Origin of the sequence: Pseudomonas sp. CCC3.1 (assembly GCF_034347405.1) — a bacterium.
Taxonomy (GTDB): domain Bacteria; phylum Pseudomonadota; class Gammaproteobacteria; order Pseudomonadales; family Pseudomonadaceae; genus Aquipseudomonas.
On record NZ_CP133778.1, the window covers coordinates 4,213,076 to 4,232,702 of the forward strand.

Here is a 19,627-nt window from a genome sequence, read left to right on the forward strand (position 1 = left end):
TCTCCAGGGGGGGTTGCACAAGAAAAGCGGGCAAAGGTACGCATCCGCATGGCTCAGATCAAGCATTTATGGACTAACGTGCACTAATGTCTGTAGGACATCACCCCGGATTAGATTAATCTAGGCCGCTTTTTTTGCCTGCCCCCCGGAGCTTTTTACATGCCTATTCGCGAGATCCGTCATCCACTGATCCGTCACAAACTCGGCCTTATGCGTCGCGCAGACATTAGCACGAAGAACTTCCGAGAGCTTGCTCAGGAAGTTGGCGCACTGCTGACCTATGAAGCCACCAAAGACCTGCAACTCGAAACTTACGACATTCAGGGCTGGTGCGGCACTGTTCAGGTTGAAAAGATCGCCGGTAAAAAAATCACTGTCGTGCCGATCCTGCGCGCCGGTATTGGCATGCTTGAGGGCGTGCTCAGCCTGATCCCCGGCGCCAAAGTCAGCGCCGTCGGTATTGCCCGCAACGAAGAAACCTTGCAGGCCCATACCTACCTTGAAAAGTTGGTTCCAGAAATCAACGAACGTCTGGCGATGATTATCGACCCGATGCTGGCCACCGGTTCCTCGATGGTTGCGACCATTGACCTGCTGAAAAAAGCCGGCTGCAAAGACATCCGCGCCATGGTGCTGGTTGCCGCTCCTGAAGGTATCGCTGCGGTTGAAGCGGCTCACCCTGACGTGACCATCTACACCGCCTCTATTGATGAACGCCTGAACGAACACGGCTACATCATTCCGGGCCTGGGCGACGCTGGCGACAAGATCTTCGGCACCAAGCAAAAGGACGTATAACATGCAGGACGAGTTCAACGACCCGCTCTGGCGCCAGATCGTCTCTGGCGCGCAGATGCTCTTCGTGGCCTTCGGCGCGTTGGTGTTGATGCCTTTGATTACTGGCCTCGACCCTAACGTTGCACTGTTCACGGCGGGTCTCGGGACTCTGCTGTTCCAGATCGTGACCCGGCGCCAGGTGCCGGTCTTTCTGGCTTCGAGTTTCGCTTTCATTACCCCGATCATTCTCGCCAAAGGGCAATTCGGCCTGGCCGCGACCATGGGCGGCGTGATGGCGGCCGGTTTCGTGTACACCTTTCTGGGTTTCGCGGTAAAGCTTAAAGGCACCGGTTTTATTGATCGGCTGTTGCCACCTGTGGTGATTGGGCCGGTGATTATTTCCATCGGTCTGGCGATGGCCCCCATTGCCGCGCACATGGCCATGGGCCGCGCTGAAGATGGCACCGAGCTGATCCACTACCAAACCGCCATGATGATCTCGATGCCAGCCTTGCTGACCACCTTGATCGTGGCCGTGTTCGGCAAAGGCATCTTCCGCCTGGTGCCGATCATTGCTGGCGTACTGGTCGGTTTTTCGATGGCGTTTTATTTCGGCGTAGTCGACACGGCCAAAATCGCCGCAGCGCCGTGGTTTGCACTGCCGCACTTCACCGCCCCCGAGTTCAACTGGCAGGCGATTCTGTTTATCGTCCCCGTGGCCCTGGCCCCGGCCATTGAACACATTGGCGGCGTGATTGCCGTGGGCAGCGTGACCGGTCGCGACTACCTGAAAAAGCCTGGCTTGCACCGCACCCTGTTCGGTGACGGCATTGCGACCACGGCGGCTGGCTTACTGGGCGGCCCGCCCAACACCACCTACGCCGAAGTGACGGGCGCCGTCATGCTGACCAAGAACTACAACCCGAAAATCATGACCTGGGCAGCGATCTTCGCCATCAGCCTGGCATTTATCGGCAAGTTCGGCGCACTGCTGCAAAGCATTCCAGTGCCGGTGATGGGCGGGATCTTGTGCCTGTTGTTCGGTTCGATTGCAGCGGTCGGGATGAACACCCTGATCCGCCATCAGGTCGACCTGAGTGAAGCGCGCAACCTGGTGATTGTCTCGGTAACGCTGGTCTTCGGGATTGGCGGCGTGCTGATCGGCACAGGGATGGGGCCAGAAGACTTCGGTCTCAAAGGCATCGCGTTGTGCGCCATCGTGGCGATCGCACTCAACCTGATACTGCCGGGCAATGACAGCTGGAAAAAGAAGAAAGGTGATGAGCCGATTCTTTAAATCGGCTTGACCTCTGTAGGAGCGAGCTTGCCTCGCGATCTTTTGATCGTTTAAAAGATCGTGAGATAAGCTCGCTCCTACAGTCTTTGCAGCTTTTACAGCGCCAACGGTGCTCTTTCACACAAGGTGTTCAACGCCGCCGCCCACTCCGGGTTGTCATTGAGACACGGCACCAGCACCAACTCCTCGCCCCCCGCCTCAATAAACTGTTCGCGTCCGCGATCACCGATTTCTTCAAGGGTCTCGATGCAATCGGCCACAAACGCCGGGCACATCACCAGAATTTTCTTCACACCCTCTTTAGCCAACGCATCCAGACGCGCCTCAGTGTAAGGCTCGATCCATTTAGCCCGGCCCAGACGCGATTGAAACGCGACCGACCACGTGCCCTCAGGCAAACCCATGCGCTCGGCAAACGCCTCGGCGGTGCGCAAACATTGCGCCCGATAGCACTTCGCCAATACCTCTGGCGATGCGTTCTGGCAGCAGTCTGCATTTTTGAAACAGTGATTACCGGTCGGATCCAGCTTATGCAAGTGCCGCTCCGGCAAGCCGTGAAAGCTCAGCAGCAGGTGGTCGTAATCCTGCTCCAGGTGCGGTTTGGCACTCGCGACCAACGCCTCAAGGTATTCAGGCTGATCGTAAAACGGCTGCACAATCGAGAACTGCATCGACAGCTTTTTAGCCTTGACCACCCGCTTGGCTTCTTCGATCACCGTGGTCACGGTGCTGTCGGCAAATTGCGGGTACAACGGCGCCAGCGTGACGTTGCGAATGCCTTGAGACGCCAGACGCGTGAGCACCGTTTCAATAGATGGCTCGCCATAGCGCATCGCCAGCTCGACCGGGCCTTTGCTCCACTCTTGGGTCATGGCCTGCTGCAACCGGCGGCTCAACACCACCAGCGGCGAGCCCTCGTCCCACCAGATGGAGGCATAGGCATGCGCCGACTGTTCGGGGCGCTTGATCAGGATCAACGACACCAATAATCGACGAACCGGCCACGGCAGGTCGATGACGTACGGGTCCATCAAAAACTGGTTCAAGTAGCTGCGTACATCCGCTACCGAAGTAGACGCGGGCGAGCCCAGGTTAACCAGCAACAACGCGTGGTCAGTCATGCAACATCCTATTTCAGAGGCGGGCGGACAGATCGTCTAGAGCCGCACGCAAATCGGTGAACTGAAAAGTGAAACCGGCCGCCAGTAATCGGGCGGGTATTGCCCGCTGGCCGCCCAACAATAACGCTGACATCTCACCCAGCCCCACGCGCAAGGCCAAAGCCGGGGCTGGCATAAAAGCGGGACGATGCAACACGCGACCCAGGATTTTGGCGAACTCAGCGTTGCGTACCGGGTGCGGCGCGCAGGCATTATAAGGACCCGATGCCGCATTCTGATGCACAAGAAAATCAATCAAGGCAATTTGGTCGTTGATATGAATCCATGGCATCCATTGCCGGCCATTACCCACCGGGCCTCCGAGCCCCAACTTGAAAGGCAGCAACAGGCGCGACAAAAAGCCGCCCTCAGCCGCCAGCACCAGCCCCGTGCGCACCAGCGCCACACGGATTCCCATGGCCTGAGCGCGCTGGGCCGTTTCTTCCCAGGCAATGCACAAGTGGCTGGCAAAATCTTCGTTAACGGGCGGCGACTCTTCGCTCAATTCACGCTCGCCGCCGTCGCCATACCAGCCCACTGCCGACCCCGAAATCAGCACCGAAGGCTTTTGTTCAAGGCTTTCGAGCCAGACCAAAAGGGTTTCCGTCAGCGTGACTCGACTGCTCCATAACAACGCCTTGCGCTTGCGCGTCCAGCGGCCACCGGCAATCGGCTCACCGGCCAGGTTAATCACCACATCCACCGGCTCGTGACTCAGCTCTACCAGGTGCGCGATACCTCTTACATTCGCACCACACAACGCCTTCACACGTTCAGGATGACGGCTCCACACGCTCAAGCGATGACCTTGCTCCAGCCAGTGACGACACAGTTGGCGGCCTATCAAGCCTGTACCGCCGGTCAGCAATATGTGCATGAGTTGAACCTCGCGAGGAGTTTTATACAGAGCACTGGTCTATTTTTAAAAGAAGCCCCATTAATGGGCCATTGGCCTTATAAAGAATAGGTCAGTCTGACTCGGCAGGCGCACTAAAACCTATACTAAAAATTAGATTTGTACAGGTATTACAGAAGACGTAGTCTGTGCAAACAGGGAACGAGACCAAAAATGACTGTACCTATTGCGATCATCGGGGCCGGTATTGCCGGACTATCAGCCGCCAACGCACTGCATAAAGCCGGCTACGCAGTTCACCTGTTCGATAAAAGTCGAGGCAGCGGCGGGCGCATGTCGAGCAAACGCAGCGAGGTCGGCTCGCTGGATCTGGGCGCACAGTACTTCACTGCACGCGACCGTCGATTTGTCGATGAAGTCAAGCAATGGCAAGACAGCGGCTGGGCGGCAGAATGGTCGCCGCATTTGTACAACCACAAGAACGGCCAATTCACGCCCTCGCCCGACGAACAAACCCGCTGGGTCGGCACGCCGCGAATGAGCGCAATTACTCGCGGGATGCTGGGGCGTCTGACGGTGAACTTCTCGTGCCGGATCACCGATTTGATCCACGGCGAAAAACACTGGCACTTGCTCGACTCAGACGAATGCACCCATGGCCCTTTTAGCCACGTGATCGTTGCCACGCCAGCGCCCCAGGCAACGGCACTGCTCGCCAGCGCACCCAAGCTGGCAAGCACCGTGACCGGGGTAAAAATGGACCCGACCTGGGCTGTCGCCCTGGCATTCGAATCACCGCTCGACACGCCCATGGAAGGCTGCTTTGTACAAGGCAGCCCGCTGGACTGGATAGCCCGCAACCGCAGCAAACCCGGCCGCGATAAAACCCCGGATACCTGGGTGTTGCACGCAACCAGCGCCTGGAGCAAGCAAAACCTCGACCTGCCCAAAGAGGCGGTCATCGAGCAGTTGCACGGCGCCTTTGCCGAGTTGGTGCACTGCGCCATGCCTGCCCCAACGTTCACCCTGGCCCACCGCTGGCTCTACGCCCGCCCCTCTTCAGCCCATCAATTGGGTGCATTGGCAGACTCTGAACTGGGCCTGTATGCCTGTGGCGACTGGTGCCTGTCAGGTCGGGTCGAAGGCGCTTGGCTCAGCGGTCAAGAGGCCGCCCGAAGACTGATCGAGCATTTGTCTTGAATCGCATCAACCCGCGCAAATTGCTGCTGTCGAAATGGACGGCAGCACAGCCCCAGCATCGCGAAAAGCACTTTCTGGTAACCCAATTATTCTGTGACGAAGAAGGCACCGTGCTCGAGATCGAGCTACAAGCCGTGCTCACACAACGCAACCAGCGCTTGGCGTGGCAGAGCTTGCAAGCGGTAGATGAATGGAAGATGGGTTGGGTATAGCCGCCCATTGAACAACTCAACACCTGCGAGAGCGACTCCCCCCAGGACCTTCAAATAGTTGTACAAGAAATTTGACTTGTACAACGCCAAGCCTATGATGAACTCAAGTTGTACATCGAGCTACAGATGTACAAGTTATTCCTTGAGGTAGTCACATGGCCAGCTCCGTCTCAACACAGCACAAACCAAAAATTGCCATCAGCGCCTGCTTGCTCGGCGCTGAAGTTCGCTTCAATGGCGGCCATAAAGAATCGCGGTTGTGCAGCCAGGCTCTCAGTGAACACTTTGAATTTGTCCCTCTATGCCCCGAGGTTGCCATCGGCCTGGGTATTCCGCGCCAGCCGATTCGACTGATTGGCGACCCTGCACAGCCGCAGGCTGTCGGGAGTGTCGACAGTGCGCAGAACGTCACCCGGCCGTTGCACGATTACGGCGTCGAGATGGCCGCCGCACACCGCGATATTTGCGGCTACATCTTTATGCAAAAGTCACCGTCTTGCGGGCTAGATCGGGTCAAGGTCTATCAGGACCAAGGCCGTCCGGCCGAACTGAGCGGGCGCGGCATTTATGCACAAGCGTTTTGCGCAGCCCATCCAGACTTGCCCGTAGAAGAAGACGGCCGCCTGAATGACCCCGTGTTGCGCGAAAACTTCCTGACCCGGGTGTACGCCTACAGCGCCTGGCAAGACGTGCTCAAACACGGCATCACGCGCCGCGCACTCACCGAATACCACGCCCGATACAAATATTTGCTGATGGCTCATCACCCGGCGCAATACAAAGCACTCGGCAATTTGTTGGGCAGCCTCGGCAAAAACGATCCCCGAGACATCGCCCCGCAGTATTTCAGTGAGCTGATGCAAGCGCTGAAAAAATGCGCCACACGCCGCACCCACACCAACGTGCTGCAACACCTCAGCGGTTACCTCAAACAGTCCATCAGCCCGGATGACAAGCAGGAAATGCAGCAGCTGATTGCGCAGTACCTGCACGGCATCGTGCCGTTGGTGGTGCCGCTGACCTTACTGAAACACCATTTCCGTCAGCACCCGGATTCCTACATCTCGCGCCAGGTTTACCTACAGCCGCACCCAGAAAATCTCAGCCTGCGAAACGCAATCTGACCATGAATGATGACTTGATCATGTCCAATACTCCCGATGCGGACTACAGTAAAGCGTTAGCCGAAGGTTGGATCCCGATACGTGAGGTGGCCCGCATGACCGGTGTCAATGCCGTCACCTTGCGTGCCTGGGAACGCCGTTATGGCCTGATCGTGCCCCACCGCACGGCCAAGGGTCATCGCTTGTTTTCAACCGAACATGTGCTGCGTATCCGCCGCATTCTGACGTGGCTCAATCGCGGGGTTTCGGTCAGCCAGATCAAACCGCTGCTTGACAGCCCACCCGCCTACCGCGAGCCCGCGGACAATGATTGGCAAGCCTGGCGCGAGGCTCTGACGCTGGCGATCAGTGAGCTGTCGGAACGCAGGCTCGACGACAACTTCAATCAGGTGATGTCGCTGTACCCCGCCCAGACCCTGTGCGAGCACCTGTTGATGCCGCTGTTAAACGAGCTTGAGCAACACTGGCACGGCCAATTCGGCGCGCAGTTGGAGCGGGTGTTCTTTGAATCCTGGCTGCGCAGCAAACTGGGCGCACGCATTTACCACAACAATCGCTCACTCAAAGGTGCGCCTGTGCTGCTGATCAACCAGTCAGATCGGCCCTTCGAGCCACACCTGTGGCTCACCGCCCTGCTGGTCAGCAACAGCCATTGCCCGGTCGAAGTGTTTGATGCGCCGGTGCCCAGCGGCGAACTGGCCATCGCCGTCGAGCGCCTCAAGGCGCGTGCCGTAGTGCTGTATTCCAGTAAACCGCTGAACCTGCTGCAACTGCCAAAACTGCTGAACGCGATGACTTGCCCGCTGCTGATTGCCGGACCAACGGTATGCATCCATCACGATGAGTTAGCCGTATCTACCACTGAAATCGCAGGATTGTCTCTGGCACACGACCCCATAGAAGCCCATCAACGCCTTAGCCAACTCCGCCTTTTCTAGCGCGCACCAAGGAACTGATATGCAACTCATCTGGCTACGCAGCGATTTGCGCCAACATGACAACACAGCCCTGAGCGCCGCAGCAGAACGCGGCCCGACGGTGGCCGTGTACCTCATCACCCCCGAGCAATGGCTGGCGCACGATGATGCGCCGTGCAAAGTCGATTTCTGGCTACGCAACCTGCGAACCTTGAGCGACAGCCTGATGCAGCTGAAAATCCCACTGCTGGTGCGCACCGCGGCGACCTGGGAGCAGGCACCTGCCGTGCTGCTTGAGGTGTGCCAGCACCTTGGCGTTCAAGACGTTCACGTCAATCAGGAATACGGTATCCATGAAACCCGCCGCGATCAGGCGGTCACCGTTGCACTGCAAGCCCAGGGCATTGGTTTTCACAGCTATCTGGACCAGTTGCTGTTTGCGCCAGGCAGCATCCTGACCCAATCCGGGTCGTACTTTCAGGTCTTCAGTCAGTTCCGCAAAATCTGTTACAACCGCTTGTACATGGCCTTGCCGACGATCGTCGCTGCGCCCAAGGCGCAAGCTGCACTGCTGATTGCACGCGATTGCCTGCCGGAGTCCATACCCGGGTTTACAACACCCGACCAAACCCTGCGCGACCTGTGGCCTGCCGGAGAGAATGTCGCCCAAAAGCGATTGATGCGTTTTGCCAGTGAGCAAATCCACTACTACCAGGACGAGCGCGACTTACCCGCCAAACCCGGCACCAGCCAGCTTTCAGCCTATCTGGCAGCGGGTGTCATCTCGCCACGACAATGCTTGCACGCGGCACTGCGCAGCAATAATGGCGAGTTCGAAAGCGGCAGCCCCGGCGTGTTCACCTGGATCAGTGAACTGATCTGGCGCGAGTTTTATAAACACATCCTGGTGGGCTACCCGCGTGTCTCGCGGCACCGCGCATTCAAACCAGAAACCGAGTTTGTGCCTTGGCGCAATGCGCCCCAAGAACTGGCGGCCTGGGAGCAAGGCAAAACCGGTGTGCCGATCATCGACGCGGCCATTCGCCAACTGCTGGCAACCGGCTGGATGCACAACCGTCTGCGGATGGTCGTCGCAATGTTTCTGACCAAAAACCTGCTCATCGACTGGCGCGAAGGCGAACGCTTTTTCATGCGTCATTTGATCGATGGCGACCTCGCGGCCAACAACGGGGGCTGGCAGTGGAGCGCCTCGACCGGCACAGACTCCGTGCCGTATTTCAGAATTTTTAACCCGTTGAGTCAGTCAGAACGCTTCGACCCAGAAGGCTGCTTCATCAAACACTGGTTACCTGAACTCGCGGCACTCAATAAAAAAGAGGTGCATAACCCTGCGTCTGCTGGCGGCCTGTTTGGTGTAGCCGATTATCCGGCGCCAATGGTTGATTTGAAAAAAAGCCGCGAACGTGCACTCAGCGCCTTCAAAAATCTGCCCTCGCGACAGATGCTTGAGGTGCGGCATGATTGAAGGCCGGCGCATCTGGTTGACCGGCGCCAGCAGCGGAATTGGCGCACACATGGCCAAAGAGCTGCTGCAACGCGGCGCCCTTTTAGCCTTGAGCGCCCGCACGCTGGGGCCACTGACCGAACTCTCCGAGCGCTTTCCCGGCAAGGTTCTGCTGGTTCCCGGCGACATGACCGATCACCTGCAAGTGCGTGAAATAGGCATGACCATCGCGCAAACCTGGGGCGCGCTGGACACCGTCATCCTGAATGCCGGGAGCTGTGAATACGTCGACGTTCGTCAGTTTGACGCCCGAGTGATCGAGCGGGTGGTGAGCACCAATTTACTGGGCAGCAGTTATTGCATCGAAAGTGCGCTGCCATTGCTGCGTGCTGGCAGATCACCGCATCTGGTCGGCGTCGTCAGCTCGGTCACGTATTGGCCGCTGCCACGGGCGCAAGCGTATGGCGCGTCAAAAGCCGGGTTGCGCTATTTGCTCGAATCGCTACGCATCGACCTGGCCCACGAAGGCATCGACGTCACGCTGGTCAGCCCTGGCTTCGTTGATACCCCGCTGACCGAAAAAAATGACTTCCCGATGCCGATGCGCTGGTCAGCGCCTAAAGCGGCGTTGCACATTTGCCAACGGTTGGAAAAACGCCCGCTGGAGATCAGCTTCCCCACTGCGTTTATCGTCATTCTCAAAGGCTTGGCGAGCCTTCCAAAACGCCTGCAAGTGGCGATTGGCAAACGCCTGGCACGCACGTCTGGCGAGACTTCAGCATGAAAATCGCGATCATTGGCAGCGGCATTTCAGGCCTGACGTGTGGCTATTTACTGCACAAAGAACATGACATCCACGTGTTCGAGGCCAGTGATTGGGTGGGCGGTCACACCCATACCGTGAATGTCACCGTTAAAGGTCAGCGCTATGCGATTGATACCGGCTTTATCGTGTTCAACGACTGGACCTACCCCAACTTCATCCAGTTGATGACACAACTGGGCGTGCGCTCAAAAGCCACCGAAATGAGCTTTTCCGTGCGCGACGCCAGCCACAACCTCGAATACAACGGCAACACCCTCAATAGTTTGTTTGCCCAGCGCAGCAACCTGTTGTCGCCCAGATTCTGGGGCATGTTGCGCGATATTCTGCGTTTCAACCGCGAAGCCATTCGCGACCTGCAAGAGCAGCGTATTGCCAGCGACACCCGGCTGGGCGACTACCTCCAGCAGCGCGGCTATGGCACCCGGTTTATCGAGCACTACATCGTGCCCATGGGCGCGGCAATCTGGTCCATGTCTCTGGCCGACATGCTGGACTTCCCACTGCAATTCTTTGTGCGCTTCTTTAAGAACCACGGCCTGCTGAGTGTCAGTAACCGCCCGCAATGGCGTGTGATCGAGGGCGGTTCAAGTGCTTATGTACAGCCCTTGAGTGCAGGCTTTGCCGACAAAATCCGCCTCAACTGCCCAGTCACCTCGGTAGAACGCAATCACCATGGCGCGTTGGTGCGCAGTGCCGCTGGCAGTGAACATTTCGACAAAGTTATTTTTGCCTGCCACAGCGATCAGGCCTTGCAGCTGCTGGCTAACCCGTCAGCCGCCGAACAGCACATCCTCGGCGCCCTGCCCTACGCTGAAAACGACGTGGTATTGCACACCGATACACGCCTGTTGCCCGATCGAACATTGGCGTGGGCCAGTTGGAATTACCGCTTGGGCGATGCAGGACACCAGCGGGCTGCCGTTACTTACGACATGAACATCCTGCAAGGGATTCAGAGCGAGACCACGTTCTGCGTCAGCCTTAACCAAACGGCCAACATTGACCCACGCAAAGTGCTGGCCAGTTACACCTATGCACACCCGCAATACAGTCTAGAGGCGGTTGCAGCTCAAGCCCGCTGGCAAGAACTGCACGGCGCGCAACACAGCTATTTTTGCGGCGCCTACTGGGCCAATGGTTTTCATGAAGACGGGGTGGTCAGCGCGCTGCGTGTGGCCAAAGCCTTCGGTCAACAGCTATGAACAGCGCCCTGTACAGCGGCTGGATCGCCCATCGTCGCTTTGCGCCGACCACTCACGCGTTCCGGTACACCATTGGCTTGCTCTACCTCGACCTGGACGAGCAAGACGCTGTACTCGGGCTGTCACCGCTGGCCGGTAAAAGCCGCTTTGCACCGTTCTCGTTTCGCGAAACCGATTACCTTAAAACTTACACGCAAACGGGTCTGCGCCTGATCGATGCAGTACGCCAGCAGGTTGCAGCGGCCCTCGGGCACACGCCCCAGGGCGCTATCTGCTTGCTGACCCAAGCCCGCAGTTGGGGGCTGTCATTTAACCCGGTGAGTTTCTTTTATTGCTACGAGGCTAATGGCCAACTGGCAGCCATCTTGTGCGAAGTGACCAACACCCCGTGGCGCGAGCGCTATCACTACGTGCTCCCGGCCGAGGGCGATGGCCATCAGCACGTGGCCGTGGCCAAGGCATTCCATGTGTCGCCGTTTTTGCCTCGCGACCTGGAATACCGCATGAGCTTCAGCCCGCCGGATGACCGGCTCGGGGTGCACATGGCGGATTGGCAAGGCGAGCTGAAAATGTTCGACGCGACCCTCAATCTGCAACGCCGCACGCTGGACCGAGCGGGGTTGCATCGCTACTTGCGCCAGTTTCCATGGATGACCGCCAAGACCTGCCTGGCTATTTACTGGCAAGCCTTGCGCCTGTTTCTCAAACGCACACCGATTTTTTCCCACCAGGCCGCCGACGGCGCCTTTCGCATTGCCGCCCTGCAACCTAAGGATAAACGCCATGAAAAGCCCTAGCCTGGTGAGCAAAACCTCACGCCTGAGCACGTACAACCTGACCAGCATGTGGCTGCGGCGCGGGGTCATGCGCCAACTCAATCAATTAAAGAACGGCTTGTTGGTGCTGGTCGAAAACGACGAGCGCCATCAGTTCGGCGACCGCCACGCCACGCTGATCGGTGAAGTACAGATCAACGACCCCAGCGTGTGGGGAATGATCGCCAGCAATGGCTCGATTGGCGCGGGCGAGGCGTTCATTCACGGCTACTGGAGTTCACCCGATCTGACCAAAGTGATCCGCGTGCTGGTGAGCAATATGCAAGTGCTGGATGCAATAGAAGGCGGGCTTGCCAGCCTGGGCCGCCCGCTCATTCGCGGTCTGCACTGGGTTAATCGCAATACCCGCAAAGGCTCGCAAAAAAACATTGCCGCGCATTACGACCTCGGCAATGAGATGTTCGAGCAGTTTCTCGACCCGACCATGATGTATTCCGCCGCGCAGTTCCTCAGCGCCGACGACACCCTTGAACAAGCGCAATTGAATAAGCTGCAACGTATCTGTCAGAAGCTCGACCTCAAGCCCGAAGATCATTTACTCGAAATCGGCACCGGCTGGGGCAGCATGGCGATCTTTGCCGCGCAGCATTACGGCTGCAAAGTGACCACGACCACGTTATCCAAAGAACAATTCGACTACACCCAAGCCCGCGTTCAAGCGCTGGGCTTACAGGCGCAAGTCACTTTGCTGCTGGAGGATTACCGCGACCTGAGCGGGCAATACGACAAGCTGGTCTCGATAGAGATGATCGAAGCCGTGGGCCATCACTTTTTGCCCAGCTATTTCAAACAGTGCTCGCATTTGCTTAAAAGCAACGGGCTGATGCTGCTGCAAGCCATCACCATTCGCGACCAGCGCTACGAGCAAGCCAAAAACAGCGTGGACTTTATCCAGCGCTATATCTTCCCCGGCGGCGCCCTGCCCAGCGTGCAAAAAATGCTCGAAATCGTGGGCCGCGACACCGACATGAACCTGATGCACATGGAGGACTTTGGCCTGCATTACGCCAAGACCCTGCGCGTGTGGCACGAGAACTTTCGCCGCGCCCACGGCCGCTTGACCGAAATGGGCTACGACGAATACTTTCTGCGCTTGTGGGAGTTTTACCTGTGTTACTGCGAAGGTGGCTTTCTGGAGCGCAGCATCGGCACCGCGCAATTGCTGCTGGCCAAACCGGCTGCCCAGAACCCGCCATTGCTTGGGCGCTTCAATGCTTAAAAAGCAGTTGGCCAATGCCGGGTTGTTTCAACTCGGCTGGTTTGCTTGCGTACTGGGCGGCAACAGCCCGTGGTTGTTATTGGCCGGCGCAGCGTTACTGATTCATCTGCTGTGGATAAGTCGCTCCTGGGCCGAGGTTCACGTGGTCATTTGCGTCTGCCTGCTCGGCACGGTGCTCGACAGCTTGCTGCTCAATGCTGGGGTGTTTGAATTCGAGCAACCCGGTGTGTTGATTCCGCTGTGGCTGGTCGTGCTGTGGGCTGTCTTTGCAATCACCTTGAGGCATTGCCTGGCGTGGACGGCGTACCCTCTGTGGCGAGCTGCCATATTGGGCGCAATCAGCGGGCCATTGTCGTATTACGCCGGGCAACGCTTGGGGGCGGTGCAGTTTCCGTTAGGGCTGTGGCCGACCTTGGTCGGGCTGAGCATCGTGTGGGCGGGGTTGTTCCCTACGCTGCAATGGTTGACGGGTAAAAAGCATTAAAAGATCAAAAGATCAAAAGATCAAAAGATCGCGATGCAAGCTCGCTCCTACGGGTGGACGTTAGGGCTCTTTGTCAGCACGTTTACACCTGATCAACACTCTGCCTTACACTGCGCGCCTATGACCAACATCCCCCTGACTGAAATTACCGAACCCGCCGTCACCTGTTCGACGTGCGCGGCGTGCTGCTGCCAATTGGAAGTGATGCTGATCACCGACACCGGTGTACCCGAGCGTTTTATCGACAACGATGATTGGGGCGGCGAGGTCATGCTGCGGCTGGACGATGGCTGGTGCGCGGCCCTGGACCGCAACACCATGATGTGCACCATCTATGAGAAGCGCCCGCTGATTTGCCGGGAGTTCGAGATGGGTGACGTTGAATGCCTGAATGAACGCCAGGGCATTTCGACGGCGTATCGGTAAGAACCGACCCTGCAGGAGCACGCTCGCTACAGGGTTTGGCGGCGGGCTTACAACGCCAGTGTGTAATGCAGTGAGTAGCTTTCTACGCCGTCATTGGTGCTGGACAAACCAGCATTGGAATAGTGAGTCGCACGAATGCCGACTTCATGCCCACCCGCAAAGCGCAGACCAACACCCAAGCGGTCTTCAAACTGAAAGGCCGTGCCCAGTTTATTGCCTTCCACTTCGGTGTGGGAAAACAGCGCAACGCCAATCCCGGCCTCCACATACGGTTTAACGGTTTGCCCGGCAAACTCGTACACAAAGACCGGCGAGAACGACAGGCTGCTGCTTGAAGAGGACTTGTCACCTTCCCAGTAGGTGTAAGCCCCGCTCCAGTAACCGGTCAAACGACCCACATCGCTTTGCAGCCAGCTTTTGTCCCAATTGGCATTCAAGCCCAGACGATACGTCATTGTCGATTCGCTGGTGTGCCCCACCCCAAACTCAAGCCCGGCTGCTTGCGCGGTGTAGCTATGCCCCAACGCAGCCGTTGCCAGTGCCACCAAGCCCAAAAGACGCTTCATAAGAAAATCCTATTCCCGTAGCCGATCTCGATTGTTATGTGCCTCATCAGGCCGAGTTCATGAAGCTTTCGACCCTCTGAACGTTCAAAAATCTGGAGCGTTTTTAACGCTTCTTTACAAACCGAAGCTTCGCACAACACCAGATTTATTCCACAGCACAGGTAGGATATTTCTTAGATTGTCCGGCGAAGCACTGGTCCACAGCTGCGTTTCACGCGCAGGACCTGTCGCCAGTAACCCGCGTTCATCCAGCAAACGCTGAAGTTGACGGGCCACGGCGGCGCCAGTGTCGATCAGAATGATCGAAGGCGGGAGCATCTGACTGAGCAGAGGCTTGAGAAAAGGGTAATGCGTGCATCCGAGGATGATGGTGTCGCAACCTGCTGCCAGCAGCGGCTCGACATAACCGCGCAGCAGCGTACGCAAGTCTTCGCTGTGCAGGTCGCCGGTCTCGATCAGTTCCACCAAGCCTGGGCATGGCTGGGTGATGACATTTACCGTGCTGGCAAAGCGATCAAGCAAGGCGGCGAATTTAGCGCTTTGCAAGGTGCCGGTGGTGGCGAGCACGCCCACCACGCCGCTGCGGGTGGCCGCTGCCGCAGGTTTGACTGCGGGCTCCATCCCGACCATGGGCCAGTCCGGGTAACGCTGACGCAAATCCGCCACGCCCGCCACTGTCGCGGTGTTACACGCCAGCACCAACGCCTTGGCCCCTTGGCGCTGGAAAAAATCAGCGATGACCGCACAGCGCTGACGAATGAATTCCGGGCTTTTCTCGCCATAGGGGATATGCCCGCAATCCGCCACGTACAGCAGCGATTCATTGGGCAACAACTGGCTGATTTCATGCAGCACCGACAGGCCGCCGATGCCGGAGTCGAACACACCAATCGGCGCGTCACTCATGGGCCGTACCGCATACGCTGCAAGCCGGGTCGCGCTTGACCCGCAACTCGCGAAACCGCGTACTCAAGGCATCAATCAATAACAGACGCCCGACGAGAGGTTCACCAAAACCGGCCAGCACTTTAAGCGCCTCGAGGGCTTGCAGGCTGCCGACCAACCCAACCAGCGGGCCTATTACCCCGGCTTCGCTACAGGTCAATTCATCGTCGCTGCCGTGCCCGTATAAACAGTGGTAACAGGGGCTGGCGGGCTGGCGAGGGTCAAATACCGACAACTGCCCTTCAAGGCGAATCGCGGCCCCGCTGACCAAGGGCTTGCGGGCGCTGACACAGGCGCGGTTGACCGCTTCTCGGGTGGCAAAGTTGTCGCAGCAATCAAGCACCACGTCCACGGCTGAGACGGCCTCGTCCAGCGAGTCTGCATCCAGCGCCGAACGGTGCACGATGACGTTTATTTCGGGGTTGAGCAGGCGCAGGCGGCGTGAGGCCGAGTCCACTTTGCTCTCGCCGACATTAGCGGTGTCATGGATGATCTGGCGCTGCAGGTTGGTCACGTCGACGCTGTCGAAATCGGCCAGATGCAATTCACCAACACCCGCCGCCGCCAGGTAGAGCGCAACGGGCGAGCCCAGTCCGCCCAGACCGACGATCAGTGCACGGCTGTTTTTCAGCGTGAGCTGGCCATCGATGTCGACTTGTTGCAACAAAATCTGTCGGCTATAGCGCAACAGCTCCTGATCGGTCAGCACGGCAGGCGGCCCAACGTGATGCGCTCGTGGGTGCCCAGGTCTTTGCGGCTTTCAACGTGCTCAAACCCTGCACCTTGCAACAAGGCGCGAACGGCGGTGGCCTGATCGTAGCCGTGCTCAAGCATCAACCAGCCTCCCGCATTCAGGTGCTGCGGGGCAGCGGCGATAATGTCGCGGATGTCGTCGAGGCCATCGGCTCCAGCCACCAGGGCGCTTTCTGGCTCGAAGCGCACGTCGCCCTCGGCCAGGTGCACGTCGCCCGTGGCAATGTACGGCGGGTTGCTGATGATCAGATCAAAGCGTTGATCGGCCAGCGCGCTGAACCAATGACTGGTGAGCACGGTGACGTTTTCAAGTTGCAGACGCTGGCGATTGCGCTCGGCAAGCGCCACGGCTTCGAGGATTCGATCAACCGCCGTGACGTGCCAGGCAGCACGTTCACTGGCCAGTGCCAAGGCAATCGCCCCGCTGCCGGTGCCCAGGTCCAGCACGCGGGCCGGGGTTTCGGGCAGCAAGTCCAGCGCCGTTTCAACCAGCAGTTCGGTGTCAGGGCGTGGAATCAGCGTGTGCGGCGCCACTTCCAGGTCCAGTTTCCAGAAGCCTTGCTGGCCCAAAATGTAGGCCACGGGCTCACCCGCACGGCGTCGCAGCAGAAATTCGGCGAAGGTTAACGCCGCCTCGCTGCTGACAATTTTCTCGGGCCAGGTGTGCAGGTAGCTGCGAGATTTTCCCAAGGCAGCTGCCAATAACAGCTCAGCGTCCAGACGGGCCGTTGGCGAATCAGGCAGTTCAGCGGCACGTAACAAACTGGCAATAATGGTCATTTATTCACCCAGGGCTGTCAGTTGATCAGCCTGAAATTCGGCTAACAACGGCTCAATAACGGCATCAACACCGCCTGCCAATACGTCATCCAGCGAGTACAAGGTCAAGTTCACACGATGGTCGGTTACCCGGCCTTGCGCAAAATTGTAAGTGCGGATGCGCTCGGAGCGATCCCCCGAACCCACCAGCGATTTGCGCTCGCTGGCAATGGCATTGGCCGCGGCACTGGTTTGCTGGTCATTCAATTTAGCTGAAAGCCAGGACATCGCCCGCGCCCGATTTTTATGCTGGGAACGCTCTTCCTGGCACTCCACCACAATGCCCGAAGGCAAGTGAGTGATACGAATCGCAGAGTCGGTTTTGTTGACGTGCTGACCGCCCGCCCCCGAAGAACGGTAGGTGTCGACACGCAAATCGGCCGGGTTGATCTCGATCGCTTCCTGCTCGTCCGGCTCTGGCAATACGGCAACGGTACACGCCGAGGTGTGGATACGGCCTTGGGATTCTGTCGCAGGCACTCGCTGTACGCGGTGTACACCCGACTCGAACTTCAGCTTGCCGTAAACATTCTCACCTTCGACACGGGCGATGACTTCTTTATAACCGCCATGCTCGCCGATGCTTTCAGACAGAATTTCTACCCGCCAGCCACGACGCTCGGCGTAACGGGAGTACATGCGAAACAGATCGCCCGCAAAAATAGCCGCTTCATCGCCGCCGGTGCCTGCGCGAATTTCGAGGAAGACGTTGCGCCCGTCATTCGGGTCTTTAGGCAGTAGCATGCGTTGCAGGTCTTTTTCCAGCTCACTCAGCTGTTCTTTGCCCTCGCGAACCTCTTCAACGGCCATTTCGCGCATGTCAGGGTCGTTGTCCTTGAGCAGCGCCTGGGCGCCTTCAAGGTCGGATTGCACTTTGAGCCACTGCCCGTAGACGGCAACAATGGGCTCAACTTCTGCGTATTCCTTGGAATAGGCGCGGAATTTGGTTTGGTCCGAAATAACTTCGCCATCGCCAAGCAAGGCGGTCAGTTCTTCAAAACGATCCTGGAGGATGTCCAGCTTATTAAGCAGTGACGCTTTCATTACAGTTTTTTATCCGCAGAGCTATCCGATGAGCCCTCACCGAGGGCAAAAAGTTCTTGGGCCATGGCCAGCGCATCAAGGCGGCCTTCGGCGGAAAGCTTTTTCAGCTGCACGCTGGGTGCGTGAAGCAATTTATTCGTCAGGCCACGCGCCAGTTGTATCAGCACATCTTCCGGGTTGCTGCCATTGGCGAGCAACCGTTGGGCCTTTTGCAGTTCTTCGTCGCGCAGGCGTTCGCTTTGCTGGCGGTAGGCCTTGAGCACATCAACGGCCGCCAATTCACGCAAACGCACCATAAAGTCTTCGGCGCCAATGCTGACCAACTCTTCAGCCGCTTGGGCTGCGCCCTGGCGACTCTTGAGATTTTCGGCCACCACTTCGTGCAGGTCATCGACGGTATAGAGGTAAACGTCGTCCAACTCGCCAACTTCAGGTTCGATATCGCGGGGAACAGCAATATCGACCATGAAAATAGGTTTGTGCTTGCGCAACTTCAAGGCGCTTTCAACCGCGCCTTTGCCCAGGATCGGCAATTGGCTGGCCGTGGAACTGATCACGATGTCGCTGTGCACCAACTCTTGAGGAATATCAGACAGCAGCACGGCGTGGGCGCCGAACTGTTCGGCCAGCGTGCTGGCCCGCTCCAAGGTACGGTTAGCCACCACGATGCGTTTTACCCCCAGATCATGCAGGTGACGGGCGACCAGGGTGATGGTCTCGCCCGCCCCGATCAGCAATGCCTGGCTGCGCTGCAAGTCGCTGAAAATCTGTTTGGCCAGGCTCACGGCAGCAAACGCGACGGACACCGGGTTTTCACCAATGGCGGTGTCGGTGCGCACTTGCTTGGCCGAATTGAAAGTCGCTTGAAACAGACGCCCCAACAGCGGCCCGACGGTACCAGCCTCACGTGCAACGGCGTAGGCAGATTTCATCTGGCCGAGAATTTGCGGCTCGCCCAACACCAGCGAATCGAGACCGGATGCCACGCGCATCATGTGACGAACGGCCGCATCATCCTCATGGATGTAAGCGCACGCACGCAGCTCTTCGATGCTCAGATTGTGAAATTGGGCCAGCCATTGCAGCACAGTATCAGCGCTGAGCTGGTCCTGTTCGAGGTAAAGCTCGCTGCGATTGCAGGTGGAGAGGATCGCAGCTTCGCGACTGTCGGTGAGGCGGCAGAGCTGCTGCAAGGCTTCAACCAACTGCTCTGGAGTAAAAGCCACGCGCTCGCGGACGTCTACTGAAGCAGTCTTGTGGTTAATACCGAGTGCGAGGAAGGCCATTCAAGATCGCTGATGATGACGAGAAGCCGGCAATTGTCCTACTTCGTCAGATCGAGAACAACCATTGCTGACTATTGTCTCTATAGTTAACGTCTGTTGAACTCCTCTTCTCTCGTACCATCAGACCCTTATAACGATAGTCGCAGCCGCTAGGGTTTGCGTCATCGCATGTGTCATGATGCCCAGACCGCAGGTAAGTCGCCCTTCTCTTAT

21 protein-coding genes are annotated in these 19,627 nt (G+C 57.9%); 13 read left to right on the top strand and 8 right to left on the bottom strand.

Going from position 1 to position 19,627, the window contains the following annotated elements:
* Window positions 1-159: 159 nt before the first annotated feature.
* The gene (gene upp, locus RHM56_RS18580) at window positions 160-798 is read left to right on the top strand and encodes a uracil phosphoribosyltransferase (RefSeq protein WP_322234808.1); all 639 of its coding nucleotides are present in this window, start codon (window positions 160-162) and stop codon (window positions 796-798) included.
* A gap of 1 nt (window position 799) precedes the next feature.
* Window positions 800-2,074, top strand: a complete 1,275-nt coding sequence (locus RHM56_RS18585) for a uracil-xanthine permease family protein (RefSeq protein WP_322234810.1) — start codon at window positions 800-802, stop codon at window positions 2,072-2,074.
* Window positions 2,075-2,169: 95 nt separating this feature from the next.
* Here RHM56_RS18585 and hemH read toward each other — a convergent pair whose 3' ends face one another.
* Together hemH and RHM56_RS18595 are read right to left on the bottom strand one after the other, a co-directional pair.
* Window positions 2,170-3,195: a ferrochelatase gene (gene hemH, locus RHM56_RS18590; protein ID WP_322234812.1), complete on the bottom strand. Its 1,026-nt coding sequence runs from the start codon at window positions 3,193-3,195 to the stop codon at window positions 2,170-2,172.
* Between the two features lie 13 nt (window positions 3,196-3,208).
* Complete coding sequence (locus tag RHM56_RS18595; RefSeq protein WP_322234814.1) at window positions 3,209-4,111, bottom strand: TIGR01777 family oxidoreductase; 903 nt, start codon at window positions 4,109-4,111, stop codon at window positions 3,209-3,211.
* A gap of 192 nt (window positions 4,112-4,303) precedes the next feature.
* On the opposite strand from RHM56_RS18595, the gene RHM56_RS18600 reads away from it, so the two are divergent.
* The 11 genes from RHM56_RS18600 (at window position 4,304) to RHM56_RS18650 (ending at window position 14,001) form a co-directional block, all read left to right on the top strand.
* Window positions 4,304-5,290, top strand: a complete 987-nt coding sequence (locus tag RHM56_RS18600; RefSeq protein WP_322234816.1) for an NAD(P)/FAD-dependent oxidoreductase — start codon at window positions 4,304-4,306, stop codon at window positions 5,288-5,290.
* Entirely contained in the window at window positions 5,287-5,502 is a 216-nt protein-coding gene (locus RHM56_RS18605; protein WP_322234819.1) for a TIGR02450 family Trp-rich protein, read from the top strand. Before RHM56_RS18600 ends, RHM56_RS18605 begins: the two co-directional genes overlap by 4 nt.
* Before the next feature lie 155 nt (window positions 5,503-5,657).
* Complete coding sequence (locus tag RHM56_RS18610; RefSeq protein ID WP_322234821.1) at window positions 5,658-6,626, top strand: DUF523 and DUF1722 domain-containing protein; 969 nt, start codon at window positions 5,658-5,660, stop codon at window positions 6,624-6,626.
* A 2-nt stretch (window positions 6,627-6,628) separates the two neighbouring features.
* Window positions 6,629-7,564: a MerR family transcriptional regulator gene (locus RHM56_RS18615; RefSeq protein ID WP_322234823.1), complete on the top strand. Its 936-nt coding sequence runs from the start codon at window positions 6,629-6,631 to the stop codon at window positions 7,562-7,564.
* A gap of 19 nt (window positions 7,565-7,583) precedes the next feature.
* The gene (phrB, locus tag RHM56_RS18620) at window positions 7,584-9,029 is read left to right on the top strand and encodes a deoxyribodipyrimidine photo-lyase (RefSeq protein WP_322234825.1); all 1,446 of its coding nucleotides are present in this window, start codon (window positions 7,584-7,586) and stop codon (window positions 9,027-9,029) included.
* Window positions 9,022-9,792, top strand: a complete 771-nt coding sequence (locus RHM56_RS18625; RefSeq protein WP_322234827.1) for an SDR family NAD(P)-dependent oxidoreductase — start codon at window positions 9,022-9,024, stop codon at window positions 9,790-9,792. Before phrB ends, RHM56_RS18625 begins: the two co-directional genes overlap by 8 nt.
* Window positions 9,789-11,036 carry an NAD(P)/FAD-dependent oxidoreductase gene (locus tag RHM56_RS18630; RefSeq protein WP_322234829.1) on the top strand — a complete coding sequence of 416 codons (1,248 nt, stop codon included), beginning with the start codon at window positions 9,789-9,791 and terminating at the stop codon, window positions 11,034-11,036. Before RHM56_RS18625 ends, RHM56_RS18630 begins: the two co-directional genes overlap by 4 nt.
* Window positions 11,033-11,833 (top strand): DUF1365 domain-containing protein, encoded by an 801-nt coding sequence (locus RHM56_RS18635; RefSeq protein ID WP_322234831.1) that lies wholly within the window; start codon window positions 11,033-11,035, stop codon window positions 11,831-11,833. Before RHM56_RS18630 ends, RHM56_RS18635 begins: the two co-directional genes overlap by 4 nt.
* Complete coding sequence (locus RHM56_RS18640) at window positions 11,820-13,091, top strand: cyclopropane-fatty-acyl-phospholipid synthase family protein (protein WP_322234833.1); 1,272 nt, start codon at window positions 11,820-11,822, stop codon at window positions 13,089-13,091. The genes RHM56_RS18635 and RHM56_RS18640 overlap by 14 nt, the downstream gene beginning before the upstream one ends.
* Entirely contained in the window at window positions 13,084-13,575 is a 492-nt protein-coding gene (locus RHM56_RS18645) for a DUF2878 domain-containing protein (RefSeq protein ID WP_322234835.1), read from the top strand. The genes RHM56_RS18640 and RHM56_RS18645 overlap by 8 nt, the downstream gene beginning before the upstream one ends.
* Window positions 13,576-13,695: 120 nt before the next feature.
* Window positions 13,696-14,001 (top strand): YkgJ family cysteine cluster protein, encoded by a 306-nt coding sequence (locus RHM56_RS18650; protein ID WP_019408880.1) that lies wholly within the window; start codon window positions 13,696-13,698, stop codon window positions 13,999-14,001.
* 47 nt (window positions 14,002-14,048) lie between these two features.
* On the opposite strand, the gene RHM56_RS18655 is transcribed toward RHM56_RS18650, so the two are convergent.
* The 6 genes from RHM56_RS18655 to hemA form a co-directional block, all read right to left on the bottom strand.
* Window positions 14,049-14,567, bottom strand: coding sequence for an acyloxyacyl hydrolase (locus RHM56_RS18655; RefSeq protein ID WP_322234839.1), 519 nt, complete (start codon window positions 14,565-14,567; stop codon window positions 14,049-14,051).
* 114 nt (window positions 14,568-14,681) lie between these two features.
* The gene (gene murI, locus RHM56_RS18660) at window positions 14,682-15,473 is read right to left on the bottom strand and encodes a glutamate racemase (RefSeq protein ID WP_322234841.1); all 792 of its coding nucleotides are present in this window, start codon (window positions 15,471-15,473) and stop codon (window positions 14,682-14,684) included.
* On the bottom strand, window positions 15,466-16,221 hold the full coding sequence (locus RHM56_RS18665) for a molybdopterin-synthase adenylyltransferase MoeB (protein ID WP_322234843.1): 756 nt from the start codon (window positions 16,219-16,221) through the stop codon (window positions 15,466-15,468). The genes murI and RHM56_RS18665 overlap by 8 nt, the downstream gene beginning before the upstream one ends.
* A complete protein-coding gene (prmC, locus tag RHM56_RS18670; RefSeq protein ID WP_322234845.1) occupies window positions 16,215-17,045 on the bottom strand; it encodes a peptide chain release factor N(5)-glutamine methyltransferase in 831 nt (276 codons plus the stop codon). The genes RHM56_RS18665 and prmC overlap by 7 nt, the downstream gene beginning before the upstream one ends.
* Window positions 17,046-18,128: a peptide chain release factor 1 gene (gene prfA / locus RHM56_RS18675; RefSeq protein ID WP_322234848.1), complete on the bottom strand. Its 1,083-nt coding sequence runs from the start codon at window positions 18,126-18,128 to the stop codon at window positions 17,046-17,048.
* Window positions 18,128-19,414, bottom strand: coding sequence for a glutamyl-tRNA reductase (hemA, locus tag RHM56_RS18680; RefSeq protein WP_322234849.1), 1,287 nt, complete (start codon window positions 19,412-19,414; stop codon window positions 18,128-18,130). Before hemA ends, prfA begins: the two co-directional genes overlap by 1 nt.
* Window positions 19,415-19,627: the final 213 nt, after the last annotated feature.